Origin of the sequence: Mesorhizobium sp. B1-1-1 (assembly GCF_006442955.1) — a bacterium.
Classification (GTDB): domain Bacteria; phylum Pseudomonadota; class Alphaproteobacteria; order Rhizobiales; family Rhizobiaceae; genus Mesorhizobium.
In genome coordinates this window covers 275,772-301,780 of record NZ_VFWW01000003.1, presented here as the reverse complement: position 1 = coordinate 301,780, position 26,009 = coordinate 275,772, and the positions used below count along the sequence as shown (strand labels likewise).

29 protein-coding genes are annotated in these 26,009 nt (G+C 65.6%); 14 read left to right on the top strand and 15 right to left on the bottom strand.

All coding sequences use genetic code 11. From position 1 onward, the window contains the following. Positions 1-36 precede the first annotated feature (36 nt). From FJ986_RS07085 to FJ986_RS07070, 4 genes are all read right to left on the bottom strand, one after another. Positions 37-276, bottom strand: a complete 240-nt coding sequence (locus FJ986_RS07085; RefSeq protein WP_140491863.1) for a hypothetical protein — start codon at positions 274-276, stop codon at positions 37-39. Between the two features lie 336 nt (positions 277-612). Next, positions 613-1,233 carry a transglutaminase-like cysteine peptidase gene (locus FJ986_RS07080; RefSeq protein ID WP_140491861.1) on the bottom strand — a complete coding sequence of 207 codons (621 nt, stop codon included), beginning with the start codon at positions 1,231-1,233 and terminating at the stop codon, positions 613-615. Between the two features lie 173 nt (positions 1,234-1,406). Continuing rightward, complete coding sequence (locus tag FJ986_RS07075) at positions 1,407-2,684, bottom strand: polyhydroxyalkanoate depolymerase (RefSeq protein ID WP_140673835.1); 1,278 nt, start codon at positions 2,682-2,684, stop codon at positions 1,407-1,409. Positions 2,685-2,912: 228 nt separating this feature from the next. After that, positions 2,913-3,281 (bottom strand): septal ring lytic transglycosylase RlpA family protein, encoded by a 369-nt coding sequence (locus FJ986_RS07070; RefSeq protein WP_140491856.1) that lies wholly within the window; start codon positions 3,279-3,281, stop codon positions 2,913-2,915. Between the two features lie 310 nt (positions 3,282-3,591). Between FJ986_RS07070 and FJ986_RS30415 the strand changes: the two genes are divergently transcribed. Beyond that, a complete protein-coding gene (locus FJ986_RS30415) occupies positions 3,592-3,777 on the top strand; it encodes a hypothetical protein (protein ID WP_181167265.1) in 186 nt (61 codons plus the stop codon). Positions 3,778-3,784: 7 nt separating this feature from the next. Here the strand turns inward: FJ986_RS30415 and FJ986_RS07060 are convergent, their stop codons facing one another. From FJ986_RS07060 to tauA, 4 genes are all read right to left on the bottom strand, one after another. Then, positions 3,785-3,991 carry a hypothetical protein gene (locus FJ986_RS07060; RefSeq protein ID WP_140491853.1) on the bottom strand — a complete coding sequence of 69 codons (207 nt, stop codon included), beginning with the start codon at positions 3,989-3,991 and terminating at the stop codon, positions 3,785-3,787. Positions 3,992-4,010: 19 nt separating this feature from the next. Next, positions 4,011-4,874, bottom strand: coding sequence for an ABC transporter permease subunit (locus tag FJ986_RS07055; RefSeq protein WP_140559162.1), 864 nt, complete (start codon positions 4,872-4,874; stop codon positions 4,011-4,013). Then, positions 4,871-5,644, bottom strand: coding sequence for a taurine ABC transporter ATP-binding protein (locus FJ986_RS07050; RefSeq protein WP_140673833.1), 774 nt, complete (start codon positions 5,642-5,644; stop codon positions 4,871-4,873). The genes FJ986_RS07055 and FJ986_RS07050 overlap by 4 nt, the downstream gene beginning before the upstream one ends. A gap of 153 nt (positions 5,645-5,797) precedes the next feature. Next, entirely contained in the window at positions 5,798-6,814 is a 1,017-nt protein-coding gene (gene tauA / locus FJ986_RS07045) for a taurine ABC transporter substrate-binding protein (protein WP_140673831.1), read from the bottom strand. Between the two features lie 611 nt (positions 6,815-7,425). Here tauA and FJ986_RS07040 point away from each other — a divergent pair. From FJ986_RS07040 to FJ986_RS07000, 8 genes are all read left to right on the top strand, one after another. Further along, complete coding sequence (locus FJ986_RS07040) at positions 7,426-7,917, top strand: Rrf2 family transcriptional regulator (protein WP_140563855.1); 492 nt, start codon at positions 7,426-7,428, stop codon at positions 7,915-7,917. Positions 7,918-7,942: 25 nt separating this feature from the next. Then, positions 7,943-9,283 carry an FAD/NAD(P)-binding protein gene (locus tag FJ986_RS07035; protein WP_140628372.1) on the top strand — a complete coding sequence of 447 codons (1,341 nt, stop codon included), beginning with the start codon at positions 7,943-7,945 and terminating at the stop codon, positions 9,281-9,283. A 187-nt stretch (positions 9,284-9,470) separates the two neighbouring features. Beyond that, positions 9,471-10,928 (top strand): pyridoxal-phosphate dependent enzyme, encoded by a 1,458-nt coding sequence (locus FJ986_RS07030; protein ID WP_140673829.1) that lies wholly within the window; start codon positions 9,471-9,473, stop codon positions 10,926-10,928. After that, complete coding sequence (locus tag FJ986_RS07025; protein ID WP_140673827.1) at positions 10,925-12,094, top strand: PLP-dependent aspartate aminotransferase family protein; 1,170 nt, start codon at positions 10,925-10,927, stop codon at positions 12,092-12,094. The genes FJ986_RS07030 and FJ986_RS07025 overlap by 4 nt, the downstream gene beginning before the upstream one ends. Before the next feature lie 276 nt (positions 12,095-12,370). Then, entirely contained in the window at positions 12,371-13,336 is a 966-nt protein-coding gene (locus FJ986_RS07015; protein WP_140673825.1) for a GlxA family transcriptional regulator, read from the top strand. Between the two features lie 310 nt (positions 13,337-13,646). Then, on the top strand, positions 13,647-14,951 hold the full coding sequence (locus tag FJ986_RS07010) for a Xaa-Pro peptidase family protein (protein WP_140673823.1): 1,305 nt from the start codon (positions 13,647-13,649) through the stop codon (positions 14,949-14,951). 115 nt (positions 14,952-15,066) lie between these two features. Further along, entirely contained in the window at positions 15,067-15,747 is a 681-nt protein-coding gene (locus FJ986_RS07005) for an isochorismatase family protein (protein WP_140554724.1), read from the top strand. Between the two features lie 34 nt (positions 15,748-15,781). Then, a complete protein-coding gene (locus tag FJ986_RS07000; RefSeq protein WP_140514119.1) occupies positions 15,782-16,738 on the top strand; it encodes an alpha/beta hydrolase in 957 nt (318 codons plus the stop codon). Between the two features lie 18 nt (positions 16,739-16,756). Here the strand turns inward: FJ986_RS07000 and FJ986_RS06995 are convergent, their stop codons facing one another. Then, a complete protein-coding gene (locus FJ986_RS06995) occupies positions 16,757-17,134 on the bottom strand; it encodes a YraN family protein (protein WP_181165189.1) in 378 nt (125 codons plus the stop codon). Beyond that, positions 17,127-18,038, bottom strand: coding sequence for a 16S rRNA (cytidine(1402)-2'-O)-methyltransferase (gene rsmI / locus FJ986_RS06990; RefSeq protein ID WP_140563839.1), 912 nt, complete (start codon positions 18,036-18,038; stop codon positions 17,127-17,129). The genes FJ986_RS06995 and rsmI overlap by 8 nt, the downstream gene beginning before the upstream one ends. A 199-nt stretch (positions 18,039-18,237) precedes the next feature. On the opposite strand from rsmI, the gene FJ986_RS06985 reads away from it, so the two are divergent. Next, entirely contained in the window at positions 18,238-18,417 is a 180-nt protein-coding gene (locus FJ986_RS06985; protein WP_140491829.1) for a hypothetical protein, read from the top strand. A 73-nt stretch (positions 18,418-18,490) separates the two neighbouring features. Here FJ986_RS06985 and FJ986_RS06980 read toward each other — a convergent pair whose 3' ends face one another. From FJ986_RS06980 to rph, 5 genes are all read right to left on the bottom strand, one after another. Further along, on the bottom strand, positions 18,491-18,925 hold the full coding sequence (locus tag FJ986_RS06980; protein WP_140554723.1) for an EamA family transporter: 435 nt from the start codon (positions 18,923-18,925) through the stop codon (positions 18,491-18,493). Between the two features lie 98 nt (positions 18,926-19,023). Beyond that, positions 19,024-20,202 (bottom strand): radical SAM family heme chaperone HemW, encoded by a 1,179-nt coding sequence (gene hemW, locus FJ986_RS06975; RefSeq protein ID WP_140491825.1) that lies wholly within the window; start codon positions 20,200-20,202, stop codon positions 19,024-19,026. Beyond that, entirely contained in the window at positions 20,199-20,861 is a 663-nt protein-coding gene (rdgB, locus tag FJ986_RS06970) for an RdgB/HAM1 family non-canonical purine NTP pyrophosphatase (RefSeq protein ID WP_140491821.1), read from the bottom strand. The genes hemW and rdgB overlap by 4 nt, the downstream gene beginning before the upstream one ends. Next, a complete protein-coding gene (locus FJ986_RS06965) occupies positions 20,861-21,271 on the bottom strand; it encodes a VOC family protein (RefSeq protein ID WP_140673821.1) in 411 nt (136 codons plus the stop codon). Before FJ986_RS06965 ends, rdgB begins: the two co-directional genes overlap by 1 nt. Positions 21,272-21,454: 183 nt before the next feature. Then, positions 21,455-22,171 (bottom strand): ribonuclease PH, encoded by a 717-nt coding sequence (gene rph / locus FJ986_RS06955; RefSeq protein ID WP_140491814.1) that lies wholly within the window; start codon positions 22,169-22,171, stop codon positions 21,455-21,457. A gap of 231 nt (positions 22,172-22,402) precedes the next feature. Here rph and hrcA point away from each other — a divergent pair, with 231 nt between their 5' ends. From hrcA to FJ986_RS06935, 4 genes are all read left to right on the top strand, one after another. Continuing rightward, positions 22,403-23,500 (top strand): heat-inducible transcriptional repressor HrcA, encoded by a 1,098-nt coding sequence (gene hrcA, locus FJ986_RS06950; RefSeq protein ID WP_140514128.1) that lies wholly within the window; start codon positions 22,403-22,405, stop codon positions 23,498-23,500. 37 nt (positions 23,501-23,537) lie between these two features. Next, positions 23,538-23,732: a hypothetical protein gene (locus tag FJ986_RS06945; protein WP_140524420.1), complete on the top strand. Its 195-nt coding sequence runs from the start codon at positions 23,538-23,540 to the stop codon at positions 23,730-23,732. Between the two features lie 124 nt (positions 23,733-23,856). Next, positions 23,857-25,227 (top strand): sorbosone dehydrogenase family protein, encoded by a 1,371-nt coding sequence (locus FJ986_RS06940; protein ID WP_140673817.1) that lies wholly within the window; start codon positions 23,857-23,859, stop codon positions 25,225-25,227. 128 nt (positions 25,228-25,355) lie between these two features. Next, on the top strand, positions 25,356-25,973 hold the full coding sequence (locus FJ986_RS06935) for a LysE family translocator (RefSeq protein WP_140673815.1): 618 nt from the start codon (positions 25,356-25,358) through the stop codon (positions 25,971-25,973). Positions 25,974-26,009: the final 36 nt, after the last annotated feature.

The following is a 26,009-nucleotide window of genomic DNA, read 5'->3' as shown; positions in this document are numbered from 1 at the left end:
CCCGCCAGCAGCAGCCGGCGGGCCGCCGTGATGAGATCAGTTCTTGCCGGCCGTGCTGCCGCCATTGCCACCGCGGCCGTGATCACCATGGCCGCGGCCACCATTGCCGCCGCCAAGGCAGTCCGATGCGCCGGCGGCGCCGCAACAGCGGCCGCTCCACAGGTCGTTGAGATTGGTGTTGGCGCAGCTTCGAATGGTCTGATCGGCCAGAGCGGATCCGGCCATGCCCGACACCGCGACGGCGGCGAGAAGGGTGTTACGCAGGAAAGCAGTCATTTGAAGTCTCCATGGTTGGTTTCGGTTCACGGCTGTGTGTCGCCGGCCGGGCCGAAATGGTTCATGGAGGGTGTGGGAATTTTTTGGGGAGTGCGCGAGGCGCGTGACTGCAACGTCGGCGCCGCCCCTCATCCGCCTGCCGGCACCTTCTCCCCGTATAGGACGGGGAGAAGGGAGACAGCCGCGCCCTTGGCGTATTTCTTGCGACGTCGGCAATTGGGGAAATCGTCGATGACAGCGTCTTTCTCCCCGTCACTATACGGGGAGAAATGCCCGGCAGGGCAATGAGGGGCGGGGCCGACATCCGGCGGTTGGGCGCGCCGCCCGCCGCAGTCCCTACTCCACGGACCCGACCAGCACCTGCTGGCCGCCACGGATCGAGACCCAGCGGCCGGTGTTGTCGATCGCCTGGCGCTTGAGGAAATGGTAGCCGGTGTCGTCCCAGGCCTTGACCTTGTCGGTCAGATTGTCGAGCACATAGTCGCCCCTGTCGGTGCGCACCGTCAGCACCGAGTGCCCTTCGCCGTCGGGTTTGCGCACCACGGTGATGAGAAGATCGGCAAGCGATATACCCATCCGGGACAGCAGGCGCCGCTTTTCCAGCACATAGTCCTCGCAGTCGCCGACGCCCTTGGCGGGATAGGCCCAGACCTCGTCCTTGCCATAGATGTCCATGTCGCTCATCGGCTTGACGGCGGCATTCACCCTGGCGGTGACCTTGGCCAGCTTGCGCCACAACCTGTCCGTCATCGCGGCCGGCGCCAGATTGCCGGGACGGATCGCGCATTCGCGGGCATTGAGCCTGCAGAAATCATAATGGCCGATCGGTTGCGACGCGACGCCGCCGGTCGTCATCGCTCCGGCCGCCAGGGCCGGTGCCACCCAGCCTCCCATCATTGTCGCCAGTCCGGCTACTGCGCACGCACGAAGCGCTCGCGCCATTGGTGAGGAATTCATTGTCCCCGCTCGCCCTTGTTATTAATGAAAGGTTAAGGGCGATCTACAGTCCGTGTCAATTACCACGATTGGGTGATTTGCGACATGGTTACCCGCGAGACGCATGGCAGCGGCACCCGTGCGACAGGCCTGCCCGGCCTGTCCGGCGCTATCGGGCCGGCAATGCAGGCTGCCTATCTTTTGGCGTTGCGGACCAGCTTCGGTTTCACGGCGACCCGGTTCTGGCGGCCATAGCTGGTGATGAAGTCGACGATGCGCGGCACGATCTCGGCGCGGAAGCGCGACCCGTTGAAGACGCCGTAGTGCCCGACCGCGGGCTGCATGTAATGCGCCTTCCTGTCGGCGGGAATGTTGACGCACAGATCGTGCGCCGCCCGCGTCTGGCCAAGGCCGGAAATGTCGTCGTTCTCGCCCTCCACCGTGAACAGCGCGACATTGCGGATGGCCGAGGGATCGATGGGCGTGCCGCGATGCGTCATCTCGCCCTTGGGCAAGGCATGCCGGACAAACACCGTGTCGACCGTCTGCAGGTAGAACTCAGCCGTCAGGTCCATCACCGCCAGATATTCGTCGTAGAAGTCGCGGTGCTTCTCGGCGCTGTCGCCGTCATGCTTCACAAGGTGCATGAAGAAGTCCTTGTGGGCGATGATGTGGCGGTCGAGGTTCATGCTCATGAAGCCCGAAAGCTGCAGGAAGCCTGGATAGACCTCGCGGCCGAAGCCCGGCACCGGCCAGGGCGCGCGCATCACGACATTGTCGCGGAACCAGTCTATGCCCTTCTCCTCGGCCAGAAGGTTGACCGCGGTCGGGTTGCGGCGCGTGTCGATCGGCCCGCCCATCAGGGTCATCGTCGCAGGAACGAAGGGGTCGCCGCGCGTTTCCATCAGCGCCACGGCCGCCAGCACCGGCACGGAAGGCTGGCAAACAGCCATCACATGCGTGTCGGGGCCCAGCACATGCAGCATGTCGACGACATAGTCGATATAGTCGTCGAGATCGAATTGGCCGTCGGCCGTCGGCACCATGCGGGCGTCGATCCAGTCGGTGATGTGCACGTCGGCATGGGGCAGCATGGCTTCGACCGTGCCGCGCAGCAGCGTCGCATAGTGGCCCGACATCGGCGCCACGATCAGAAGCTTCGGATCGCGCCGCCGCCCGGCGGGCACGGCGCGCTCGAAACGCACCAGGTTGCAGAACGGTCGTGACCAGACGACCTTCTCGGTCACTGCCACGCTCTTCCAGTCGACCACCGTCTTGTCGAGGCCGAATTGCGGCTTGCCGTAGCGGCGCGTGGTGCGCTCGAACAACTCGGCGCCCGCCGCGATCGAGCGGCCCCAGGACGTGTGCGAGAACGGATTGAGCGGGTTGGAATAGAACAGCCGCACCGCATCGGCATAGAGACGGGCCGGCTGCAGGGCGGCGTGGTTCATTTCATAGAGCTGGTAGAACATCCGTTTACCCCGCTGCGGCCTGCGACCGAAGGGGCGGCGAGCAGTGCCTGGCCCTAACTGTCTCGCGGGGAAGTTAACAACTAATTGCTGCGATGCAATACGTCACGTGGCGTGATCTATACGCATTCTTGGTCCAAAGCGTTGGAAATCAGCCTTGGACGGTACAAGCCGGCTCATTGTGCAGGTGCGAAGGCCAGGCGGCCCGGCCCTCGGGCCGGGCAGTGGTGGTCAGACGCGCGCCATGCAGACCGCGGTGTGGCCCGAACCGATGAAGCCGAGCTGGCCGGCGGCACCCTTCGACAGGTCGAGCACGCGTCCCCTGATGAACGGTCCGCGATCGTTGATGCGCACCACGACGCTGCGGCCATTGTTCTGGTTGGTGACCCGCAGCTTGGTGCCGAAAGGCAGCGTGCGGTGTGCGGCGGTCAAGGCCGAAGGGTTCATCCGTTCGCCCGACGCGGTCCTGGAGTGCAGGGCGTACCAGGAAGCGCGACCGCATTGACCGGCGGCGGAGGCGGCTGGAGTGGCGGAGGCGCCGACCATCAGGCCAGCAGCGATCGTCACCGCGGCAAGCGCGGTCCGGTTGTTGTTATTCATATTTGGGGGAAGGCTCCGTTTTTGACAGGCCCCAGCCGTTACGGAGACAATAAGGCACGAAATGCGGCGATCATCTGGCGGTTCCATGGCGCCGGCACACGTTTGGAGTCGCCCGGTAACAGTCTGTCAGTGATTTCCCGGCGGTCAGCGATCAACTCACGATGATGTTCCAGCGGATATCCATGTCTTGTTTGACAAGATCGAGCGGCAACATCCAAGTAGAAGATGCTGCTGCCGAACCGATTCCTTTGCCTCTTTCATCGCGACGGCGAAGACGCGACCGATCAACTTCGGAAGGGAGAATCCGGCAATGAGACTGATCAAAAATCTGCTGGCGTTGATTGTGCTGGCCGTTGGCGCGCTGTGGTCGCTGCAAGGCATCGGCGCGATCGGCGGCAGCTTCATGACCGGCCAGTCGCAATGGCTCACCATCGGCATCGTCGTCATGCTGGTCGGTCTCGCCGGGCTCGTGTGGGCGAACCGTTCGCGCGGTTGAGCCGCTCTCACTGCGACCAGTACTGCCAGGCCCAGTAGAAGCTTTCGTCTCGCGGCGGCAGGCGGTCACGCCCGGCCGGGAGTCGGACGGGCGCCGGCGAGCGCGGACCGTCCTCCCTTGTCGCCTTGTCCTCCTCTATCGCCTTGCCATCGGATGTCAGGCCCAGCAGCCAGGTGCCGAAATGGGCGAACAGCATGGCGGTGGAATGGGTCATCGTCATCTCCGTTTCCCGATCATTCGCGTCCCGCCCACGGCACGAGCGCGCGCTCGATCCTGCGGATGGCGAATTCGAGCACGAAGGCGATGGCCGCGATCACCAAAATGCCCATGACCACCACGTCGGTGACCAGGAACTGCGCCGCCGACTGGATCATGAAGCCAAGCCCGCGCGTCGCCGCCACCAGTTCGGCGGCGACCAGCGTGGACCACCCGGCGCCGAGCGCGATGCGCAGTCCGGTCAGGATCGACGGCAGCGCGCTGGGCAGGATCACGTGGCGGACCACCTGGCGCCTCGTCGCGCCAAGCGAACGCGCGGCGTTGATGCGCTCCTGCGAGACGCCGCGGACGCCGGACGCGGTCGACAAGGCCACCGGCGCCAGCATGGCGATGGCTATCACCAGGACCTTGGACGGCTCGCCGATGCCGAACCAGATGATGACCAGCGGCAGATAGGCGAGCGGCGGGATCGGCCGCAGGAATTCCAGCAGCGGATCGAAAATGCCGCGGCCGACGGTGCTGATGCCGATGGCGAGGCCAACCGGCACGCCGACGAGGAGCGCCGCGATGAGCGCGGCGAACACCCGCCCCAGGCTGGCGGCGATATGCTGGACGAGCGTTGCGTCGACAAAGCCATCGCGGGCGACGATGATGAATTTGTTCCACACCGCGACAGGCGAGGGCAGGAATACCGGCGACACCAGTTGCAGGCGGGCCGACAGCGTCCAAAGCGCCAGCACCAGAAGAATGGTGGCCGCGCTGACCATGCGCGCCGAAACGCCCTTGCGCTTCGGGACCGGGCGCGACCATGGCACCGACAGGCCGTCGGCCTCTTCGGTCCTGGAGCCGGAGCGTTCGGTGTAGGAGGAGAAAATGGTCATGCCGCCTCTCCCTCGAAGATCGCGTCGGTCAGTTCGCCGCGCGCCGCGGCGAAGCCAGGATCGGCCTTGATGGTGCGGATGGCCTCGCCCGCTGCGTAGCGCCTGGAGAAGCCCGGCTCCAAGGTCCGCACCACCCGGCCCGGCCCGGGCGCCAGCACCACGATGCGGGTGGCGAGCACGAGCGCCTCGTCGATGCCGTGCGTGACCATCAGCACGCCGACCTTGCTTGCCGTCCACAGGTCGAGCAGCGTCGTCTGCATACGCTCGCGCGTCAGCGCATCGAGCGCGCCGAGCGGCTCGTCGAGCAGCAGGAATTGCGGCCCGGCAGCCAGCGCCCGGGCAAGGCCGACGCGCTGGCGCATGCCGCCGGACAACTCCCAGATGCGCTTGTCGCCGGCATCGGTGAGCTTGACCAGGCCGAGCAATTCGTCGGCGCGGCGCGCCCGCTCGGATGGCCCGACACCGCGCAGCCTGAGCGCGAAGGCGACGTTCTCGCGCGCCGTCAGCCAAGGAAACAGCGCGTCGTTCTGGAACACCACCGCACGGTCCGAACCGGGTGCTGCGATCGGCCGGCCGTCGATCGCGGCCGTGCCGCGTGCCGGCGCAACAAAGCCGGCGGCGACATTGAGCAGCGAGGTCTTGCCGCAGCCGGAACGGCCGACAAGGACGACGAAGTCATCGCTGGCGACGTCGATCGATACCCGCTCGACGGCGGGTGCGGGCTGGCCGTCATAGTGGATCGAGATTCTGTCGAGCACGAGATGCGACATGAGCCCTCGCAGGGAGTTCGTTGAAGTCCGCCTGCCCGAAGCCGCGCCTCGTCAGCGGCTCCGGGACAGGCGACACGCGGCGTCAGGAAAGACGTGCGCGTCTCATAGGGGCGCCACCTGCCCGTCGTGGCATGGGGCGCTCCAACGCTCGGGTCAGTTCGAGGCCAGCGCCTCGGTGACGTATTTCGATGTCACATATTTCGAATAGTCCGGCAGCACGGCGTCTACCTTGCCCTGCTCCTTGAGGAAGGCGGACGCGGCCGCGATCGCCTTGACCGTGCCGCCGCCGAGGAACTTGTCGGAGGCCTGTTCTTCGAGTGTCGGGAAGACATAGCCCTTGAGCAGCTCAGGCACTTCCTCGACCTTGGCGCCGGTCAGCTTGGCGATCTCGGCCGCCTGCGGCGACGCTGCCGACCAGGCATCGGGCTTGACCAGGTACTCGGCATAGGCCGCACCCGTCACCTTGACGAAGTCGCGCACCGCTTCCGGGTTCTTTTCGGCAAAGTCGGTGCGCACGATCCAGGCGTCGAAGGTCGGCGCGCCCCAGGCGGCGACCTGGGAGGAATCCAGCACCACCTTGCCTGATGTCTTGACCTGGCCGAGCGCCGGATCCCAGACATAGGCCGCATCGATATCGCCGCGCGAAAAGGCAGCGGCGATTTCCGGCGGCTTGAGATTGAGGATCTCGACCGATTTCGGGTCGACATTCTCATGTTTCAGCGCGGCAAGCAGGCTGTAATGCGTCGTCGAGACGAAGGGCACGGCCACCTTCTTGCCGGCGAGGTCGGTGACCTTCTCGATGCCGGCGCCGTTGCGTGCGACCAGGGCTTCGGATGGCCCGATCAGGCCGACGACGAAGATTGTCTGGACCGGCAATTCGCGGCTCGCCGCCGCCGCCAGCGGGCTCGAACCGACATAGCCGATGTCGACCGAGCCGGATGCGACCGCGGCGATGACATCGGCGCCGGAATCGAATTTGCGCCAGTCGATGGCGGCCTTGGTGGCCTTTTCATAGGCACCATCGGCCTGCGGCACCTTGGAGGGTTCGACCACCGTCTGGTAGCCGATGGTGATCTTGAGGTCGTCGGCAAAAGCCGGGCCGAGGAAGGCGGCGCCGGCAAGTGCGGCCGTAGACAGGAGAAGGATGCGTCGCGAAATGGTGGTGGACATCAAGGGCTCCATGAAACAGGGGAAAACCGGATTGCTTAATGATAGTTCGCTAATTCTATGGTTCTTGTAGAGTTAAATTCTTCTAGCGGGGCTGGATTTGTTGGAAAAAGCTGCCGGTGCCGAGGTCCCCAAGCGGATTTGGCGGCTATGGCGCTTCAAGAGTGGCGACGTCATCACGTTCGGGAAGCTCGGCCCCGCTACCGGCCACCGATCGAGAACGAGAATTCACGCTGCAGCCGCTTGAAAGGCAAATCCATGCTTCAGACGGATGGGAATTTAAAAACATGTTCCGCCTGTTCGCGTTTAAGTATAGTAAACTTATCGACATAGAACCTGGAGGCGGCGATGAGAGGTCATACCCACCCATATCGCGGCGATCGCCGGTGGCACCGGTCTCGGGCCGTCGCGCCACGGTTTGTGTCCCCGGAGTCACAAGTCAGGTCCAAAATGGCCGCAATGGCTTGAAAATCAAGCAAGATCAATCGCGATTGGCTTGTATATCATGTTGGTAGAATTTATGTGTCATGGATGCTTGAGCGCGGCGGGAGGCACGCCAGGAGTTTCGCAAAGGATGGCCTCGAGCCATCGCATGACAGAGAAACGTTCGGATCATGCTCACCAAGAAAGGCAAGTACGGCCTCAAGGCGCTCGTCCATCTGGCGCGGATGCCGGCCGGGCAGCTTGCCTTCGTCAACGACATCGCGACCGGCAACAGCATCCCGAAGAAGTTTCTCGACGCCATCCTGGGCGAATTGCGCAATGCCGGTTTCGTGCAGAGCCGCAAAGGCAAGGATGGCGGCTATCGCCTGGCGCGGCCACCGGAGGAAATCAGGGTCGGCCATGTCGTGCGTGTGCTCGACGGCCCGCTGGCGCCGATCCCATGCGCCAGCCGTACCCAATACCAGCGCTGTGAAGACTGTAACGAGGCGACATGCCAGGTTCGACATCTGATGCTGGAAGTCCGGCAAGCGATCGCCGAGGTGCTCGACCAGCGCAGCCTCGCCGAGATGCGCGACATCGGCCTCGACGACCTTGGGGTCGCAAGGGGCCTCGACGACCTCTCGGTCGCGAGCGACGATCTGCCGGTTGCGGTGAAGGCCTGACGCCGGCGCGTCGCACGGGGCTGGCATGAGCGGCCGCGGCAACTCGATCATCATCGTCGGCGGCGGCGCCAGCGGGGTCGTGCTCGCCGCGCATCTGCTGAGACAGCCCAATCCCGACCTTCGCGTCACGCTGGTCGAGAAGCGCCCGCATTTCGGCCAGGGCATCGCCTACTCCACATTGCTCTCCGCGCATGTGCTGAACGTCAGCGCCGCCGGCATGAGCGCCTATGCCGACGATCCCGGCAATTTCTGGCGCTGGCTGGTGGAACGCGGCCTGGCAACGCCCGAGCAGGCGCCGGTCTACGCGCCGCGCAGCATCTATGCCCGCTATCTCGGCGAATTGCTGGACGATCTCGAGGCGCGCGAGAGGGAGACCGGACGGCTTCGGCTGATCCATGAGGAGAGCCTGTCGATCTCGCCCACGGCCTCGGGGGTCGAAGTGGCGCTCGCCAACGGCACCAGCGTCGTCGCCCATCTGGCGGTGCTCGCCACCGGCCATGACGAGGTGCCGGCCATGGGGCAAGGCCATGCGGTTCGGATGGGATCGGAGGCCGACACCGCGCTCGATCCCGACCGGAGCGTCATGGTGCTGGGAACGGGCCTCAGCATGGTCGACGCATTCCTGGCGCTCGAACAGCGCGGCCACCGCGCGGAGATCGTCGCGGTGTCGCGGCGCGGCCTGCTGCCCTCGCCGCACCGCAAGGGCAATCCGATCAAGCTCGACGTCGCCGATATCCCGCTCGGCACCCAGCTTTCCTATTTCGTCGGCTGGTTCCGCGACCTGATCCGGGAAAACCAGAAGGCCGGCATCGACTGGCGCGACGTCGTCGACGGCCTGCGTCCGTTCAACCAGAAGATCTGGCAGAACTGGCCGGCCTCCGCCAAGCGCCGTTTCGTCGAGCACACCAAGGCGTGGTGGGACATCCACCGCCACCGCATGGCGCCCGAGGTCCATGCCCGCGTCACGCAAGCGGTGCAGTCCGGCCGCATCCGCCTCGTCGCCGGCCGTGTCGTCGACATCGCGGCGGGCGACGAGTTCACGGTCCAGGTCCAGTCGCGCCACACCAAGCGGCTGGAGAGATTCGAGGTCGCCCGCATCTATGATTGCTCCGGCATCGTCAGGGACATCTCGGGCTCGTCGAACAGCGTGGTGCGCTCGCTGGTCGACCGCGGGCTGGCGCGGCCGGATCCGCTGCGCATCGGCCTCGACGTTACGGCCAATTGCGAGATCATCGCCGGCGACGGCACGGTGTCCAGGAAAATCCTCGCCGTCGGCCCGCTGACCAGAGGCACCTTCTTCGAGATCGACGCCATCCCGGATATTCGCGTCCAGTGTGCGAGGTTGAGCAAGCAGCTGCTGGGGTAGGGCGTCGGCGTTCTACGCCGCCCCACAAGCCTGCGGGCGATTTGCACGACGGAGCCCGCCCCGGAATTTCATTCTCCATCTAGCCGGTCGATTGGCACGATCTATCTTCTTTCCCACTGCAAAGGGCTGGAAAAGAGGATACGCTGCCGCCCTGCACGAGGCGGCCGCTTGATCATGGAGCATCGATATGAGCAGGCACAAGATCGCGCCCTCGGATAGCGCCCCTTTGGAAAACGCCGCTTCGGAAAACGCAATGTCGCGCCTGCGGCCGCCTTACGGATCGGTGCTCGACCTGATCGGCCAGACCCCCGTGGTCGAACTGACCCAATTCGACACCGGCAAGTGCCGGCTGTTCATCAAGCTCGAAAGCCAGAATCCTGGCGGCTCGATCAAGGACCGTATCGCACTGTCGATGATCGCGGCGGCCGAGAAGGAGGGCAGGCTGAAGCAAGGCGGCACGATCGTCGAGGCGACGGCCGGCAATACGGGGCTGGGCCTGGCCCAGGTCGGCATCCCCAAGGGCTACCGTATCATCCTGGTCGTGCCCGACAAGATGTCGCGCGAGAAGATCCAGCACCTGCGCGCACTGGGCGCGGAAGTGCGCATGACGCGCTCCGATGTCGGCAAGGGCCACCCCGAATATTACCAGGATATGGCCGAAAAGATCGCGGCCGAGCTGCCCGGCGCCTTCTACGCCAACCAGTTCGCCAATCCGGCCAACCCTGAGGCGCACGAAACCACCACCGGTCCGGAAATCTTTTCGCAGCTCGACGGCGATGTCGACGCGGTGGTGGTCGGCGTCGGCTCAGGCGGCACGCTGACCGGCCTTGGCCGGTTCTTCGCCAAGGCATCGCCGAAGACGGAAATGGTGCTGGCCGATCCGGTCGGCTCGGTGCTGGCGCCGCTGATCAGGACCGGCAAGATGGTGGAGGCCGGCAGCTGGACTGTGGAAGGCATCGGCGAGGACTTCGTGCCGCCCAATGCCGAGCTGTCGCTGGTCAAGAAAGCCTATTCCATATCGGACAAGCAGAGCATGCTGGCGGTGCGCGATCTCCTGTCCCGGGAAGGCATCCTGGCCGGCTCGTCTTCGGGCACGCTGCTGTCGGCCGCCTTGCGCTATTGCCGCGAGCAGACGTCGCCCAAGCGCGTTGTCACCTTCGTCTGCGACAGCGGCAACAAATATCTGTCGAAAGTCTTCGACGATTTCTGGCTGGCCGAGCAGGGGCTGGCCGAGCACGAGCAGCATGGCGACCTGCGCGACCTGGTGATGCGCACGCACCGCACCGGCGACACCGTCTATGTCGGTCCGGACGAAAGCCTGCTCAACGCCTATGGCCGCATGCGCCGCTCCGATGTCTCGCAGCTGCCGGTGCTCGACGACGGCAAGCTGGTCGGCATCGTCGACGAAAGCGACATTCTGGCCAAGGTCGACGGCCCCTATGAGGGCCGCTGGGAGCGCTTCAACGCGCCGGTACGCACGGCGATGACCTCCAATCTGCATACTTTGCAGGCCAGCCAGACGCTGGACGCGCTGCTGCCGGTATTCGACCGCAACGAGGTCGCCATCATCTTCGACGGCGACGAGTTCGTCGGCCTGATAACCCGCATCGACCTGATCAACCATTTGAGGCGCCGTGCACGATGACCGCATCCGGAAAGAACCGCCTGGCCTTCTCCACCCGCACCATCCATGGCGGCCAGAGCCACGATCCCCTGACCGGAGCGGTGATGGTGCCGATTTACGCCACCTCGACCTATGGCCAGCAGTCGCCCGGCGTGCACAAGGGCTTTGAATATGCCCGGAGCCAGAATCCGACGCGCTTTGCCTTCGAGCGCGCGGTGGCCGATCTCGAAAGCGGCTCGGCTGCCTTCGCCTTCGCCTCCGGGCTGGCGGCGATCGCCACCGTGCTGGAACTGCTCGATTCCGGCGCCCACATCGTCGCCACCGACGACATCTATGGCGGCTCCTTCCGCCTGATGGAGCGTGTGCGCAAGCGCTCCGCCGATCTCAAGGTGAGCTTCGTCGACTGCACCGACCTTGCGGTTATAGAGGCGGCAATCCGCCCGGAGACGAAAATGCTCTGGGTCGAGACGCCGACCAACCCGCTGCTGCGCATCGTCGATCTCGAAGGCGTCGCAGCCCTTGCAAGGCGCAAGGGCATCCTCTCGATCGCCGACAACACATTCTGCAGCCCCTATTTGCAGCGGCCGCTGGAGCTCGGCATCGACGTCGTGGTGCATTCGACGACGAAGTACCTCAACGGCCATTCCGACATGGTCGGCGGCGTGGCTGTTGTCGGCGACAACAAGGATCTGGCCGATCGCCTGAAATTCCTGCAGAACGCCATCGGCGCCATTTCGGGCCCGTTCGACAGTTTTCTCGCCCTGCGCGGCCTCAAGACATTGGCGCTGAGGATGGAGCGGCACTCGTCGAACGGCCTCAAGATCGCGCAGTGGCTGGAAGCCCGCAAGGATGTGCGCCGGGTCATCTATCCCGGCCTCGCCAGCCATCCGCAGCATGCCGTTGCCGTCCAGCAGATGCATGCGTTCGGCGGCATGATATCAGCCGTGCTCGACCGCGACCTCGCCGGCACGAAACGCTTCCTCGAACGCACGCAATTGTTCACGCTGGCCGAAAGCCTCGGTGGCGTGGAGAGCCTGATCGAGCATCCGGCGCTGATGACGCATGGATCGATCCCGGCGGAGAAGCGCGAAGAGATCGGCATATCGGATTCGCTGGTGCGGCTGTCGGCGGGCATCGAGGATGGCGACGATCTGATCGCGGACCTGGAGCAGGCGCTGGGGGGCTGAGCGGCGGCGCTCCCGCTGAGACGAGCCAGTCTCCAAGCCAGCGCTGCCCCTTACCTGCCTGCCGGCATCCTCCCGTATAGTGACGGGGAGAGGGGCGCTGTGTCTCGATTTGCGCCAACGGCGGCAAGAGGGAGCCGGGGTTGCGGTATCTCCCTTCTCCCCGTCACTATACGGAGAGAAGGTGCCGGCAGGCGGATGAGGGGCAGCGCCAACTTCGCAGAAAGCCAGCCACAACCCCGTTGACCCCAAATCCCATCTGCCCGAGATGTAGAGCCTATGGCCACGCGCGACACATCTCCAGACGCTCCCCTCACTTTCGCGGTGCTGGTCTTCCCCGGCTTTCCGATGATGGCGTTCAGCTCGGTCATCGAGCCGCTGCGCGCGACCAATGTGCTGGCGAAGCGGGAATACTATCGCTGGATCATCGTCGGCGCTACCCAGGGCGCGGTCGAGGCCTCGAACGGCGTCGTCATCCAGCCGCGCTTCTATGCCGGGGATGCGCCGAAGGTCGACCGCATCGTCGTCTGCTCAGGCGGCGATGCCGATCATCTCGTCGCCGAGGATGCGGCAAGCTGGATCCGCCGCAGCTTGCGCAGTGGCGCCCATATCGGCGCGGTGGCGGACGCCGCCTTCTTCCTCGCCCGCGCCGGCCTGCTCGACGGCCATGCCTGCACCTTGCACTGGACCAGCCAGGCGGCCTTCACCGAGGCCTTTCCCAATGTCGAGCTGAGGCGCGACCTCTATGTCATCGACCGCAAGCGTTTCACCTCGGCGGGCGGCGTCGGCAGCCTCGACATGATGCTGGAGATCATCACCCGCGACTACGGCGCCGAGCTTGCGGCCGGCGTCGCCGAATGGTTCGTGCACAGCCAGCTGCGCTCCAGCGTCGACCGCAAGCTGATGCCGCTGCGCCTCCGTACCGGCGTGCGGAACGAGCTGGTGCTGTCGGCCATCGCCATCATGGAGGACGCGGTCGAGGAGCGGCTCGGCATGGCGGAGCTGACGGCCAGGCTCGGCGTCTCCTCCGATAAGCTCGAACGCTCCTTCCGCTCCGAACTCGCCATCTCGCCCAATGGCTACTATCGGCGGCTCAGGCTGAAACGCGCCGCCGATCTCCTGGCGCACTCGACGCTCGCCGTGCGCGACGTGGCGCTCGCCTGCGGCTTTGCCTCGATGTCGAGCTTCGCGCGCGCCTTTCGCGAGGAGCACGGCCATCCTCCGAAGCTGGCGCGACGGCATTAGAGGTCTTGCTGGCGCTGAGAGACGTCGCCCCCCTCTGTCCTGCCGGCCATCTCCCATACGAGGGTCCCTCAAGGGGGGAGATCGAACGTCACAACAGCTTTCGCCAATTTTCACCGAAGAAGCGACGAGGTCAAAGCTGCCAATCTCCCCACTTGAGGGGGAGATGCCCGGCAGGGCAGAGGGGGGCGCTTGGCACCTGCATCTCTTGGTACCCAGCGGCATCTCGCACAACAAGCGCGGTTTTCCGCACAATCCCTCGTTACCGCCTGCGCCATGGTCTGATCTTGCAAACCACCCAAGGTCAGCCCCCATGAGCATCGTCGTATTCGACCCTGACAGCACTGAAGACGTTGACTTCCAGGACCGCATGCGCCACCCCGCGGCGGCCGATCCGGCGGGCGGCATGTGGCTGTCCGACACCGAGCCGTCTTTCATCGATGCCGACGCCCTTCGTAAAGGCCGGCTGGCCAAGCTGCGCGGCTGGATGCGTGACGCCGGCTATGGCGGCGTGGTGCTGTTCGATCCCTATAACCAGCGCTACGCCACCGGCTCGCGCAACATGTTCGGCTATTTTCTGCGCAACTCGACCCGTTATTTCTTCATTCCGACCGAAGGGCCGATCGTGCTGTTCGAATATCCGCAGAGCTACCATGTCTCGATGGTGCTCGACACGATCGACGAGGCGCGTCCTTCCAAGCTCGTCTGGTCGTCGGTATCGGGCCGCGACGACGAGACCGCCGGTCCCTTCGCCGACGAGATCGCCGAACTCCTGAAGCAGCATGGCGGCGGCTCGATGAAACTCGGGCTCGACCGTTGCAGCCATCTGCAGGCGCTGGCGCTGGAGAAGCGCGGCTGCGACGTCCGCGACTGCCAGGGCGAGATCCTGGCGGTGCGCGCGGTCAAGACCCCGGAGGAAGTGAAATGCCTGCAGGTGTCGATGGCCGGCGCGGAAGCCGCCGTCTATGCGGTGCGCGAGGCGATCAAGCCCGGCGTTTCCGAGAACGAGCTGTTCGCCATCATGTATGGCGAGGTCATCCGCCAGGGCGGCGAGTTCATCGAGACGCGGCTCTTGACGTCGGGCCAGCGCACCAATCCCTGGTTCAACGAGGCGAGCGGGCGAAAAATCCGGCCGGGCGAGTTGTTGGCGCTCGATACCGACACGATCGGCTGCTATGGCTATTATTCGGATTTCTCGCGCACCTTCCGCTGTGGGCCCGGCAAGCCGACCCCCTATCAGAAATCGCTCTACCGCATGGCGCACGACCAGGTTCAGCACAATATCTCGATCGTGAAGCCGGGCATGGCTTTCCGCGAGATCGCCGAAAAGGCGTGGAAGATCCCCGACCGCTTCGTCGACCAGCGCTACACCTCGGTCATGCACGGCGTCGGCATGCATGGCGAGACGCCCTTCATCGCGCACGCCATGGACTACGAAACCTATGGTCGCGACGGCCATATCGTGCCAGGCATGGTGGTGAGCGTGGAAAGCTATATTGGCGAGAAGGGCGGCCGCGAGGGCGTCAAGCTGGAGGACGAAATCCTGGTCACCGAGACCGGCACCGAGCTCCTGTCGCGCTTTCCCTATGAGGATGAGTTTCTGGAGAAGCAGGTTTGATGCCAGCGGCCGGTTTAGTTGACGTACCGCAGCTGAAGAACGAGCGCCTCATTCCTTGGCGCCCCCCTCTGTCCCTCCAGCGTTTGGAAGTATCTTGGATCCCAGGCGCATCCGTATGAAAAGCCCCATCTCCCTCAAGCGCGGCACCGTGGCCGCTGTCTTCATCGACCTGCAGGAAGAGCACCGGCAGGACCCGCGCTACCTGGTCGAGGGTTTTGAAACGATCCTCGCCAACGTCCAGCGCCTGCAAGCGGCGGCGCGGCAGAACAATGTGCCGCTCCATCACTGGGCCTATATCGTAGATCTCGACAAGCAGGAGCGGCCCTTTCATCCCGTTGGAGCCGACGGCAAGTCGGCCTTCTCCGACAAGAGCGATCCGCTGACCGAGATCTGCCGTGAGGTGGCGCCGGCCCAGGGGGAGACGCTGCTGATCAAGGCCGAGGCCAGCGCCTTCCGGGCGGGGCCGGCGGCCGATCGGCTCAAGACTTCCGGCATCGAATGGCTGGTCATATCGGGCGTGTGGACCGAGGCCTGCATCGATGCCACCGTGAAGGACGCCGTGGCGCGCGGCTTTCGCGTGCTGCTGGTCAAGGACGCCTGCGGCAGCGGCAGTGCCGCCATGCACCAGACCGCAATCCTCAACCTCGCCAACCGGCTCTATGGCGGCGCCGTCACCGACACCGACGGCGCCTGCCTGCTGCTGGCTGGCGAGAGCGTCGCCGTCTGGCAGGTCGAGGGCTCGGTGCCGCTGCGCTTCAGCTTTGAAAACGCGGCCAGGCTTTACAGCGAGCTTTGAGGCAATGCCTTCCGAAACCGTGGGCAGCACTGAAATGACCGGTCGCGGCAAATACGCGACGCGGCTCGACCCTGCGCTGTGGGCCTATATAGACGGCATCAACGCCTGGTATCCGCCCGAGACGATCGACCTGCCGATCGCCAAGCAGCGTGCGATCTATGACAGGATGTGCCGGGCGCTTCGCCAGCCCTATCCGCCGGGGGTGACGGCGAGCGACGACCTCATCGCCGCCCCCGGCCGGAACATCGCGGTGCGGCACTACGGGATGGCAGGCACGGCCGCGCGGGCCACGGTGCTTTATTACCATGGCGGCGGCTTCATCCTGGGCGGGCTCGACAGCCATGACGACATCTGCGCCGAGATCTGCGCCGGCACCGGCTTTGCCGTGCTCTCGGTCGACTATCGGCTGGCGCCCGAACATCTCCACCCCGCCGCCTTCGACGACGCTCTGGCCGCCTTCGAATGGGCGGCGGCTAGAGCGAACGGGCCACTGCTGCTGTCCGGCGAGAGCGCCGGCGGCAATCTGGCGGCGGCGGTCAGTCACGCGACGCGCGCTCGCGCGAAGAGGCCGACCGGCCAGGTGCTGATCTATCCCGGCCTCGGCGGCGACGAGACTGCCCGCTCCTACATCGAGCATGCCGAGGCGCCGCTTCTGTCGACCGGCGACGTCGCTTTCTACCGCCACGTCCGCTCGGCCAAGAGACAGGCGCCGGACGATCCGACCTTCTCGCCGCTGCGCGCCGCCGACTTCTCCGGCCTGCCGCCCACCATTGTCGTTACCGCCGAATGCGACCCGCTGTCGTCGGACGGCGAGGCCTATCGCGACCGCATCCTGGCCGCCGGCGGCAAAGCGAGCTGGCACGAGGAGAAGCGCCTCGTGCACAGTTTCCTGCGCGCCCGCACCACCGTGCCGGCTGCCGCCGAGGCGTTCCGGCGCATAATCGCGGCGATCGCGGCACTTGGCGCGGGCGAATGGCCCGTCGAACACTGAACCCGAGCGACGCAGCCCTCAATTGCGCCCGTAAAACGCGTTCGGGACATGCACCGGCCAGCGCCATGGCAGCACGGCGATCATGTCGAACCGCATCGACAGCCTGCCGTAATCCGGCTGGCGCGACAGCCAGATGTCGGCGGCGCCTTCGATGCGGCGCTCCGATTCATGGGCGATCGCCTCCATCGCTTCCATCAGCGTGCGGCGCGCCTTGACCTCGACGAACAGCACCAGGTCGCCGCGCCGCGCGATCAGGTCGATCTCGCCGAAACGGGTGCGATGGCGGCGCGCCAGGATCCGGTAGCCTTTCAGCACCAGCGCCGCCGCCGCCAGCCATTCGCCGCGATGGCCGCGCCGGTAGGCCTTTTGACGGCTGACGCTCGGGAGCCTAGCCACGGTCCTCTCCAGAGGCATCCCTGAGTTCCAGCAGCCGCCGGTAAAGCGCCTGCTTCTGGCCGCCGGTCATCTTCGCCGCTTCCGCCGCCGCCTTCGAAGCCGGCATTTCGGCGGCGAGCGACAACAGCATCCGGTCGATATCGGCCGGCTCGTCCGCCCTGGCCTCGGCCGGACCGACGCACACCACGATCTCGCCCTTCGGCGTATCGGCCGCCGCATAGTGGTCGGCCAGCGCCCGCAGCGTGCCGGTGCGCATCTCCTCGAAGGTCTTGGTCAATTCCCTGCCGATCGCTGCCTTGCGCTCGCCGCCAAGCGCTTCGGCCATCGCGCCGAGAGACTCGGCCAGCCGGCGCGGCGATTCGAAGAAGATCAGCGTCGCCGGCACCGCTTTAAGCGCGTCCAGCCGCGCCAGCCGCTGCCCCGCCTTGACCGGCAGGAAGCCGGAGAACAGGAAGGCATCCGAAGGCAAGCCGGATGCGGTGAGCGCGGCAAGCGGCGCGGACGGACCGGGGATGGGCACGACGCGAATGCCCTGGTCGAGCGCCTCGCCGACCAGCCGGTAGCCGGGATCGGAAACCAGCGGCGTGCCGGCATCCGAGATCAGCGCCACGCTCTGCCCCGACTGGAGCGCCGCTATCAATTTTGGCCCGGCCTCGCCGGCATTGTGCTCGTGATAGGCCGTGGTGCGGCGGCGGATGCCGTAGCGGTCGAGCAGCACGCGCGACACGCGCGTGTCCTCGCAGGCGACCATGTCGGCGGCGGCCAGCGTCTCAAGCGCGCGCAGCGTGATGTCGGCGAGATTGCCGATCGGCGTCGCCACCAGATAGAGCGCGGGTTCGAGCGGCCGGGCCGCGATCTCGGTCTGCCCGATCACATAGCTGCGCTTTCCCGTCTCGCCAGTCACCGGTGCCTTCTCCGTCAGCGGCGCGCCCGCGTCCAGATGGAGCCGCGAAGGACGTTCCGAAATCATCCGCCCTGTTTGGCACGGCCCGCGCCGGGTTGCAAAAGCCGCTGTAATGCAAGGCGAGCGCCATTCCTTCGCCACAGTAGGGAACGAAACCGTCTTTCGCAGATTTAGCCCCTGATTCCCCCGGGAGGACAGGATGGACAGACTGACCATACAGGACGCTTTCGAGCCCTACTATGCAGGCCGCAAGCGCTTTGCCGCGCAAGGAGACGGGAAGCCGCCCGCCACCACGGACGGCAAGCAGGGGCCCGCGCGCCGCCCGCCACCAGAGATCAAGCTACCCGACAACGAACCCGACAGCACGACGGAGCACTGACCGGACGATGCCCAATCGCTTCGATATTTTCATCACCCGTCTCGAAACCAAGAACGCCCGCCACGGCGCAGCACTACCCTCGATAAGCGACCAGCACCGCGCCCGCCGCGATAAGGGCGACGCCAAGCCAGTTCGCACCGGTGAGCCGCTCGCCGAGAAAGACCGTGCCAAACACCGCCACAAGCACGACGCTTAGCTTGTCGATGGGCGCCACCTGCGCCGCATTGCCGATTTTCAGCGCGCGGAAATAGCAGAGCCACGAGGCTCCGGTCGCCAGTCCCGACAGGCTAAGGAAAAGCCAGGTCTTCCCGGAGATCGAGGCCCACGATTGGAATTGGCCGCTGGCGGCGAGGATCGCCGCAAGCACGACCAGGATGATGGCTGTCCGGATGAGGGTGGCGAAATCGGAATTGATGGTCTCGATGCCGACCTTGGCGAAGATCGCCGTCAGTGCCGCGAAAGTCGCCGACAACAGCGCCCAGAATTGCCAGGAGAGCGGCAGGTTCATTCGGATAGCCTCACCGGTCGGGTCTCAACTCAGATACCGCGAAACAGCCGCCTCCAGAAGCGTAATCTTGGCTTCGAGATTGGGAGCAGCATCCCCGCCTACCGTGCCAGATCGGCCACCACGGCGTCGAGCACGATCATGCCGGCGGGCGTGGCGCGCAGGCGGGCGTTGCCGATCGGCGCCACCAGCCCTTCGCCTTGCAGCACCGACAGCCGCGCGCTCGACAGGCCGCGCCCGGAAAACGCTTCGTAACGCGACAGGTCGATGCCTTCCGCCAGCCTCAGTCCCATCAGCAGGAACTCGTCAGCCTCTTCGGAGCGCGTCAGGGTCTCGCCGCCGGTGACGCCATGGCCCTTGGCCTCGACCAGATTGGCCCAGGTTTCCGGCATCCTCTCCGCGATGGTCACGACGCGGTGGCCGTTCTCGACGAAGCGGCCATGCGCGCCGGGGCCGACGCCGACATATTCGCCATAGCGCCAGTAGGTCAGATTGTGCCGGCTTTCGGCACCCGGCCGGGCGTGGTTTGAGATCTCATATGCCGGCAAACCATGGGCTGATGTCACCTCTTGCGTCAGCGCATAAAGGTCGGCGGCGTGGTCGTTGTCGGGGATGATGAATTTCTTCGCCGCGTGCAGCGCGTGGAACGGCGTGCCTTCCTCGATGGTCAGCTGATAGAGCGACAGATGGTCGGCGGCGTGGCCGATCGCCTGTTCGAGCTCCGATGCCCAGGCCTCCGGCGTCTGGCCTGGCCGTGCGTAGATCAGGTCGAAGGAGAGCCTTGGGAATATCTCCCGCGCGAGCCCGATCGCGTGCAGCGCCTCGTCCACATTGTGCAGCCGGCCAAGGAAGCGCAAATCCTTGTCGTTCAGCGCCTGCACGCCGAGCGAGACCCGGTTGACGCCCGCAGCGCGATAGCCGCGAAAGCGTTCGGCTTCGACCGAGGAGGGATTGGCCTCCAGCGTCACCTCGATGCCGTCGGGCACCGTCCAGTTCTTCGCCACGGCGTCCAGGACCCTGGCCACCGTTTCCGGCTTCATCAACGACGGCGTGCCGCCGCCGAGAAAGATGCTGGTCACCTCGCGTGGGCCGGTGCGCTGGCGCATCGTCGCCAGTTCCGCCTCGAAGGCGGCGGCAAAGCGCTCCTGGTCGACCGGCTGGTGGCGGACATGGCTGTTGAAGTCGCAATAGGGGCATTTGGCCGCGCAGAACGGCCAATGCACATAGACGCCGAAACCGGGGCTGCGGTCGAGCGGCATGGTGGCGCCGGGCCTGATCATGCCGAGCCTAACCGGGCCAGACCCAATCGGGCTTGGGCGAATTTCTGGAAGGCGCGGGCGCGGTGCGACAGCGCCGTAGCCTGGCCGGGTTTCCAGCCGTGTTTTTCCTCGGCACTCATCTCGCCGAAGGTCTTTTCGAAGCCGTCGGGCAGGAACACCGGGTCGTAGCCGAATCCGAGCTCGCCGCGCGGCGGCCAGACCAACGTACCTTCGGCCTCGCCGCGGTAATATTCTGCCTCGCCATCGGGAAAGGCGAGGCAGATGACGGCGACGAAGCGTCCCGTGCGCTGCGCGGGCGTGGCGGCGCCGACTTCCTGCAGCGCCACTTCGGTGCGCTGCATGGCGATGCCGAAATCCCTGCTGCCATCAGGCGTTTCGGCCCAGTTGGCGGTGTAGACGCCGGGCGCGCCGTCGAGCGCGTCGACGCACAGGCCCGAATCGTCCGACAGCGCCGGCAGGCCCGTCGCCTTGGCTGCGGCGAAGGCCTTGATATAGGCGTTCTCCTCGAAGGTTGTGCCGGTCTCCTCGGGTTCGGGCAAGCCATAGTCCTTCGCCGATTTCGCCTCGAATCCGAATGGCGCCATCAGATCGGCGAATTCGCGCAGCTTGCCTTCATTGTGGCTGGCGACGACGATCTTTTTTCCGTCGAGAGAATGCATCAAAGTCCCCAGATTCTCGGCTCGGCGAATTCGATCGAATTGCCGGAGGGATCGCGGATATAAAGCGAGCGGCCGCCTTGCGGCCATTCGAATTCGCTTTCGACAGCGATGTTCTCCGCCTTCAGATGGGATTTCCAGCGGCTGATTTCATCGGCGGTCGCCGCAAAGCAGAGATGGCCTTCGCCCGATGTGCCGTGTGGCGGCACTTTCAGCCTCGCGTCGGGCGCGGGCGGGACCTTGGTCGCCTCGGCGTTGAAGATCAGCAGCACGCCGGCTCCGCAACGGAAGAAGAGATGGCGGCCCTCGACCTTGCCGAGAGGAGTGAGGCCGAGGATGTCGGTGTAGAAGGCTTCGGCAGCGGCGAGGTCGGTGACGTAAAGAGCGGATTCAAGAATGGCAGAGGGGATCACGAGGCACCCCCCTCTGGCCTGCCGGCCATCTCCCCCGCAAGGGGGGAGATTGGCAGCGTGAGCGCCCGCTCATGGTATTCTATGCTGATTACTGGCGAAGCTCGAGACAACAGCCGATCTCCCCCCTTGCGGGGGAGATGCCCGGCAGGGCAGAGGGGGGTGCCCAGGCTCCGCATGAATAAACTACGCCACCGCCATCTGCTGCAAACTCACCAGCCTCTGGATGCCTTTCTTGGCCAGGCCCATCAGCTCGGCGAACTGCCCTTCCGAAAAGGGCTCGCCCTCGGCCGTGCCCTGGATCTCGACGATGCCGCCCTTGCCGGTCATGACGAAATTGGCGTCGGTGCCGGCCGAGGAATCCTCGAGATAGTCGAGGTCGATGACCGGCTGGCCGTCATGGATGCCGCAGGAAATCGCCGCGACATGGTCCTTCAGTACCTTGGCGACGCTCACCATCTGCCGCGCTTCCATCCAGCGCAGGCAATCGTAGAGCGCCACCCAGCCGCCGGTGATGGAGGCGGTGCGGGTGCCGCCATCGGCCTGGATGACGTCGCAGTCGACGGTGATCTGCTGCTCGCCCAGCGCCTGCAGGTCGACCACGGCGCGCAGCGAGCGGCCGATCAGCCGCTGGATCTCCAGCGTGCGCCCGCCCTGCTTGCCGGCGGAGGCCTCGCGGCGCATGCGCTCGCCGGTCGAGCGCGGCAGCATGCCGTATTCGGCCGTAACCCAGCCTTTTCCGGAATTGCGCATCCAGCCCGGCACCTTTTCTTCCAGGCTTGCCGTGCACAAGACATGCGTGTCGCCGAACTTCACCAGGCACGAGCCTTCGGCATGTTTGGAGACGCCGCGCTCGAAGGAGATGGCGCGCATTTCGTCGAACTGGCGTTTGGAGGGGCGCATTCGGCCTGCTTTCTTGTCAGCTTTTTTGAATCTTGGCCGGCTTTTAGACGCATGCGGGGCACGGCGTAAAGGAAAATGGACCGGCGGCCGCAAACGCGGCGACACCGGGGTGATCGCGCAACACGACACCGGGGTGATCGCAAGTGCGACACCGGCTGATCGCGCAACGCGACACCGGGTTGCGCGCAGCGCCGCGAAGTCTATATCCTTGAACCGGAGGTTATGGCCGAAATGACCAAGGCAGTCGATCCCGCTTCGCAGTCGCTCGCTCTTCACGCGCCGGCACTTCAGGCGCTCGACATGCGTTCGCGCGACATCTTCCGGCGTATCGTCGATTCCTATCTGAGGGACGGCGAGCCCGTGGGATCGCGCAGCCTGTCGCGCATCCTGCCGTCCTCGCTGTCGCCCGCCACCATCCGCAACGTGATGAGCGATCTCGAACATCTCGGCCTGATCTACGCGCCGCACATCTCGGCCGGTCGCCTGCCGACGCAGGCCGGCCTGCGCTTCTTCGTCGACGCCTTCATGGAACTGGGCGACCTCTCCGACGAGGAGCGGCGCAGCATCGAGGCGCAGGTGCGAGCCTCCGGCTCGGGCGCCACGCTGGAACACATGCTGACCGAGGCCAGCCAGATGCTGTCGGGCATGTCGCGCGGCGCCGGCCTGGTGCTGGCCGCCAAGAACGAGGTGGCGCTCAAGCACATCGAGTTCATCCAGCTCGAGCCCACCAAGGCGCTGACCGTGATGGTGTCGCAGAACGGCGACGTCGAGAACCGGGTCATCGATCTGCCGGCCGGCATCACCGTCTCGCAATTGCACGAGGCCTCGAATTTCCTCAACGCCCATATTCGCGGCCGTACGCTGGCCGAGGCGCGGGCGGAGGTCGAGCGTATCAAGGAAGAGACAAGGGCAGCGCTCGACACGCTGTCGCAGGACCTGGTGGAGAAAGGGCTGGCGGTGTGGGCCGGCGCGGAAAGCGGCCTGCCGGCGCGCCTGATCGTGCGCGGCCGGGCCAATCTGCTCGAAAACGTCACCGCCCAGGCCGACATCGAACTCCTGCGCCACCTGTTCGAGGACATGGAGACGCAGGACGGGCTGATCCAGCTGCTCGACCTCGCCGAGGCGGGACCGGGCGTGCGCATCTTCATCGGCTCGGAAAACAAGCTTTTCTCGCTCTCCGGCTCGTCGCTGGTCGTGGCGCCTTACCGCGACAAGGACGCCCGCGTCGTCGGCGCGCTCGGAGTCATCGGCCCGACCCGGCTCAACTATGCCCGCATTGTCCCGATGGTCGACTATACGGCGCAGCTGATATCGCGCATGCTGCGCTGAGAGCTGGGATCGATCCAGACGGCCGAGGAGAGAAAAGATGGCGCTGGAATCGTTCAAGGCCCAGATCAGCCTGCTGCTGGAGGAGATGGTCAACCAGCCTGAGGATGTGCGCGAAGTGCAGGAGCAATTGCGCGAGAAGCTGCGCGAAATCCGCGCCATGGGCATGCCGCTGCCGGCCGATCTCGTCGAACTGGAAAAGAACCTCGACGCCGATCTCGACGCGGATACCTGACCCGAATTCCTTCAACTCCCCGTGTCGTCCGGAACGACTGCCGAGCCCGCCCGTTCCCTTGGTGCATGTGACCTCGGTCTTGGGACAACGACATGCATAGCGAAGCGAGAAGCTGGAGACTGGGATGATCAGACTTGCCGGCGCCGTGGCGATCCCCGCAGCCTTGCTTTTCGCCGCGACGGCATTGGCCCAGCAGGCAGAGCCGGTTCTGAAGGGCGCGGCCGCATTCGGTGACTGGCGGGCCGACGAGCCGGGCGTGCGCCGGCTGATCAGCCCGCAGGACCAGCCCAGGCCCTATGTCACCAGATCCGCCTCGAACAGCGCCGGTCCGGTGCAAAGGCCGCAAGGCGCCGAGCCGCGGCTGCCGGCGGGCTTTTCGGCGGAACTGATCGCTTCGGGCATCGACAATCCGCGCGTCGTGCGCGTCGCGCCCAACGGCGACCTGTTCGTCGCCGACAGCGAGGCCAACCAGATCCGCGTCTACCGTCTCGGCGAGGGCAGCGCGAAACCTGTCAGGGACGGCATCTTCGCCCGCAATCTCAACCGGCCCTACGGCATCGCCTTCTATCCGCCAGGGGACAGCCCGCAATGGATCTATGTCGCAAACAGCGACAGCATCGTGCGCTTTCCCTACCGCGATGGCGACCTGGAGGCCTCCGGCGAGCCGAAAACCATCGTCCGCGATATTCCGGCCACTCATCATTGGACCCGCGACATCGCCTTCTCGCCGGACGGCAAGACGCTGTATCTCTCGGTCGGCTCCGGCTCGAACGCCGCCCAGGACATGGCAAGGAAACCGCGGGGCGGGCTCGACGCCTGGGCCAGGTCGAAGCCGCTCGGCGCCACCTGGGGCGCGGAGGAAGGCCGCGCCGACGTCAGGGCTTTCGACCCGGACGGTAGGAATGGCCGCATCGTCGCCACCGGCCTGCGCAATTGTTCGGGCATGGCCATGCAGCCGGCGGCGGGCGCGCTGTGGTGCGTGGTCAACGAGCGCGACGCGCTCGGCGACAACGTGCCGTTCGAATATGCGACCGAAGTGAAGGAAGGCGCCTTCTACGGCTGGCCCTGGTACTATATCGGCGACAATGAGGATCCGCGCCACAAGGGCGCGCGTCCCGACCTTGCCGGCAAGGTCACCGTCCCCGACATTCTGATGCAGGCGCATTCGGCGCCGCTCAACATCGCCTTCTACGACGGCAGGAATGTCCGCGCAGGATCCGGTTTTCCGGCCGAATACAGGGGCGACGCCTTCGTCGCCCTGCACGGTTCGTGGAATCGCGGCAACAGGACCGGCTACAAGGTGGTGCGGCTCAAGTTCAAGGACGGCAAGCCGACCGGCGAATATGAGGATTTCATGACCGGCTTCGTCACCTCCGGCGGCGAGGTCTGGGGCCGGCCGGTCGGCGTGGCGGTGGCGAGCGACGGCGCGCTGATCGTCACTGAGGACGGCAACGGCACCATCTGGCGCGTGACCTACGGCGACGGCCGGTCCTGATCCGCTGGGAGGCCTCGAGCACGGGGCATGCCTGGTGCAACCAAATCCGGCTCCAGGCAATTCCCGCCCGCGAAACTCTGTGCGACAAGGCGCCGTCCCAGCAGTTTCGCGGACGCAAGGCTCAATCCATGACCCTCACCGGCTTCCTCGCCTACAGCGCCGCCCTCGGCTTGGCCGCGGCCATTCCCGGCCCCGGCGTCACCGCGCTTGTGGCGCGCGCGCTCGGTTCCGGCTTCCGCTCGTCGCTGGCCATGTCCTTCGGCCTGATGCTCGGCGACCTCCTTTATCTCACCGCCGTGGTGCTTGGGCTTGCCTTTGTCGCGCAGACCTTCGGCCTGGTGTTCCTCGCCGTCAAATGGGCCGGCGTCGCCTATCTCGCCTTCCTCGGCTGGCGCTTCTGGACCGCCGGCATCACGCCCGAGACGGTCGAGGCCAGGAAAGGCAAGGGCGGGCTGGCGTCGAGCTTCCTCGCCGGCCTGACGGTGACGCTCGGCAATCCGAAGACGATGATCTTCTATCTCGCCATCACGCCGACCATCGTCGACCTCAAGACCATCACGCTGGCCGACTACGGCATCCTCGCCGCACTCACCGTCCTCGTCCTGTTCGTGGTGCTGGTGCCTTATCTGGCGCTGGCGGCCAAGGCGCGCTGGTTCCTGCGCTCGCCGCGCGCCCTGAAGGCGCTGAACCGCACCGCGGCCGGTTTCATGGTCGGCGCGGCGGCGGCGATCGCCGCCCGCCAATAGGGCCATTTTTGCCAAGGCATTCCGCCGGACTAGCTT

Coding starts and splice junctions, on each gene's coding strand:
- FJ986_RS07085 (WP_140491863.1), bottom strand. CDS start 276: ATGACTGCTTTCCTGCGTAACACCCTTCTCGCCGCCGTCGCGGTGTCG.
- FJ986_RS07080 (WP_140491861.1), bottom strand. CDS start 1,233: ATGAATTCCTCACCAATGGCGCGAGCGCTTCGTGCGTGCGCAGTAGCC.
- FJ986_RS07075 (WP_140673835.1), bottom strand. CDS start 2,684: ATGTTCTACCAGCTCTATGAAATGAACCACGCCGCCCTGCAGCCGGCC.
- FJ986_RS07070 (WP_140491856.1), bottom strand. CDS start 3,281: ATGAATAACAACAACCGGACCGCGCTTGCCGCGGTGACGATCGCTGCT.
- FJ986_RS30415 (WP_181167265.1), top strand. CDS start 3,592: ATGAGACTGATCAAAAATCTGCTGGCGTTGATTGTGCTGGCCGTTGGC.
- FJ986_RS07060 (WP_140491853.1), bottom strand. CDS start 3,991: ATGACCCATTCCACCGCCATGCTGTTCGCCCATTTCGGCACCTGGCTG.
- FJ986_RS07055 (WP_140559162.1), bottom strand. CDS start 4,874: ATGACCATTTTCTCCTCCTACACCGAACGCTCCGGCTCCAGGACCGAA.
- FJ986_RS07050 (WP_140673833.1), bottom strand. CDS start 5,644: ATGTCGCATCTCGTGCTCGACAGAATCTCGATCCACTATGACGGCCAG.
- tauA (WP_140673831.1), bottom strand. CDS start 6,814: ATGTCCACCACCATTTCGCGACGCATCCTTCTCCTGTCTACGGCCGCA.
- FJ986_RS07040 (WP_140563855.1), top strand. CDS start 7,426: ATGCTCACCAAGAAAGGCAAGTACGGCCTCAAGGCGCTCGTCCATCTG.
- FJ986_RS07035 (WP_140628372.1), top strand. CDS start 7,943: ATGAGCGGCCGCGGCAACTCGATCATCATCGTCGGCGGCGGCGCCAGC.
- FJ986_RS07030 (WP_140673829.1), top strand. CDS start 9,471: ATGAGCAGGCACAAGATCGCGCCCTCGGATAGCGCCCCTTTGGAAAAC.
- FJ986_RS07025 (WP_140673827.1), top strand. CDS start 10,925: ATGACCGCATCCGGAAAGAACCGCCTGGCCTTCTCCACCCGCACCATC.
- FJ986_RS07015 (WP_140673825.1), top strand. CDS start 12,371: ATGGCCACGCGCGACACATCTCCAGACGCTCCCCTCACTTTCGCGGTG.
- FJ986_RS07010 (WP_140673823.1), top strand. CDS start 13,647: ATGAGCATCGTCGTATTCGACCCTGACAGCACTGAAGACGTTGACTTC.
- FJ986_RS07005 (WP_140554724.1), top strand. CDS start 15,067: ATGAAAAGCCCCATCTCCCTCAAGCGCGGCACCGTGGCCGCTGTCTTC.
- FJ986_RS07000 (WP_140514119.1), top strand. CDS start 15,782: ATGACCGGTCGCGGCAAATACGCGACGCGGCTCGACCCTGCGCTGTGG.
- FJ986_RS06985 (WP_140491829.1), top strand. CDS start 18,238: ATGGACAGACTGACCATACAGGACGCTTTCGAGCCCTACTATGCAGGC.
- FJ986_RS06980 (WP_140554723.1), bottom strand. CDS start 18,925: ATGAACCTGCCGCTCTCCTGGCAATTCTGGGCGCTGTTGTCGGCGACT.
- hemW (WP_140491825.1), bottom strand. CDS start 20,202: ATGATCAGGCCCGGCGCCACCATGCCGCTCGACCGCAGCCCCGGTTTC.
- rdgB (WP_140491821.1), bottom strand. CDS start 20,861: ATGCATTCTCTCGACGGAAAAAAGATCGTCGTCGCCAGCCACAATGAA.
- rph (WP_140491814.1), bottom strand. CDS start 22,171: ATGCGCCCCTCCAAACGCCAGTTCGACGAAATGCGCGCCATCTCCTTC.
- hrcA (WP_140514128.1), top strand. CDS start 22,403: ATGACCAAGGCAGTCGATCCCGCTTCGCAGTCGCTCGCTCTTCACGCG.
- FJ986_RS06945 (WP_140524420.1), top strand. CDS start 23,538: ATGGCGCTGGAATCGTTCAAGGCCCAGATCAGCCTGCTGCTGGAGGAG.
- FJ986_RS06940 (WP_140673817.1), top strand. CDS start 23,857: ATGATCAGACTTGCCGGCGCCGTGGCGATCCCCGCAGCCTTGCTTTTC.
- FJ986_RS06935 (WP_140673815.1), top strand. CDS start 25,356: ATGACCCTCACCGGCTTCCTCGCCTACAGCGCCGCCCTCGGCTTGGCC.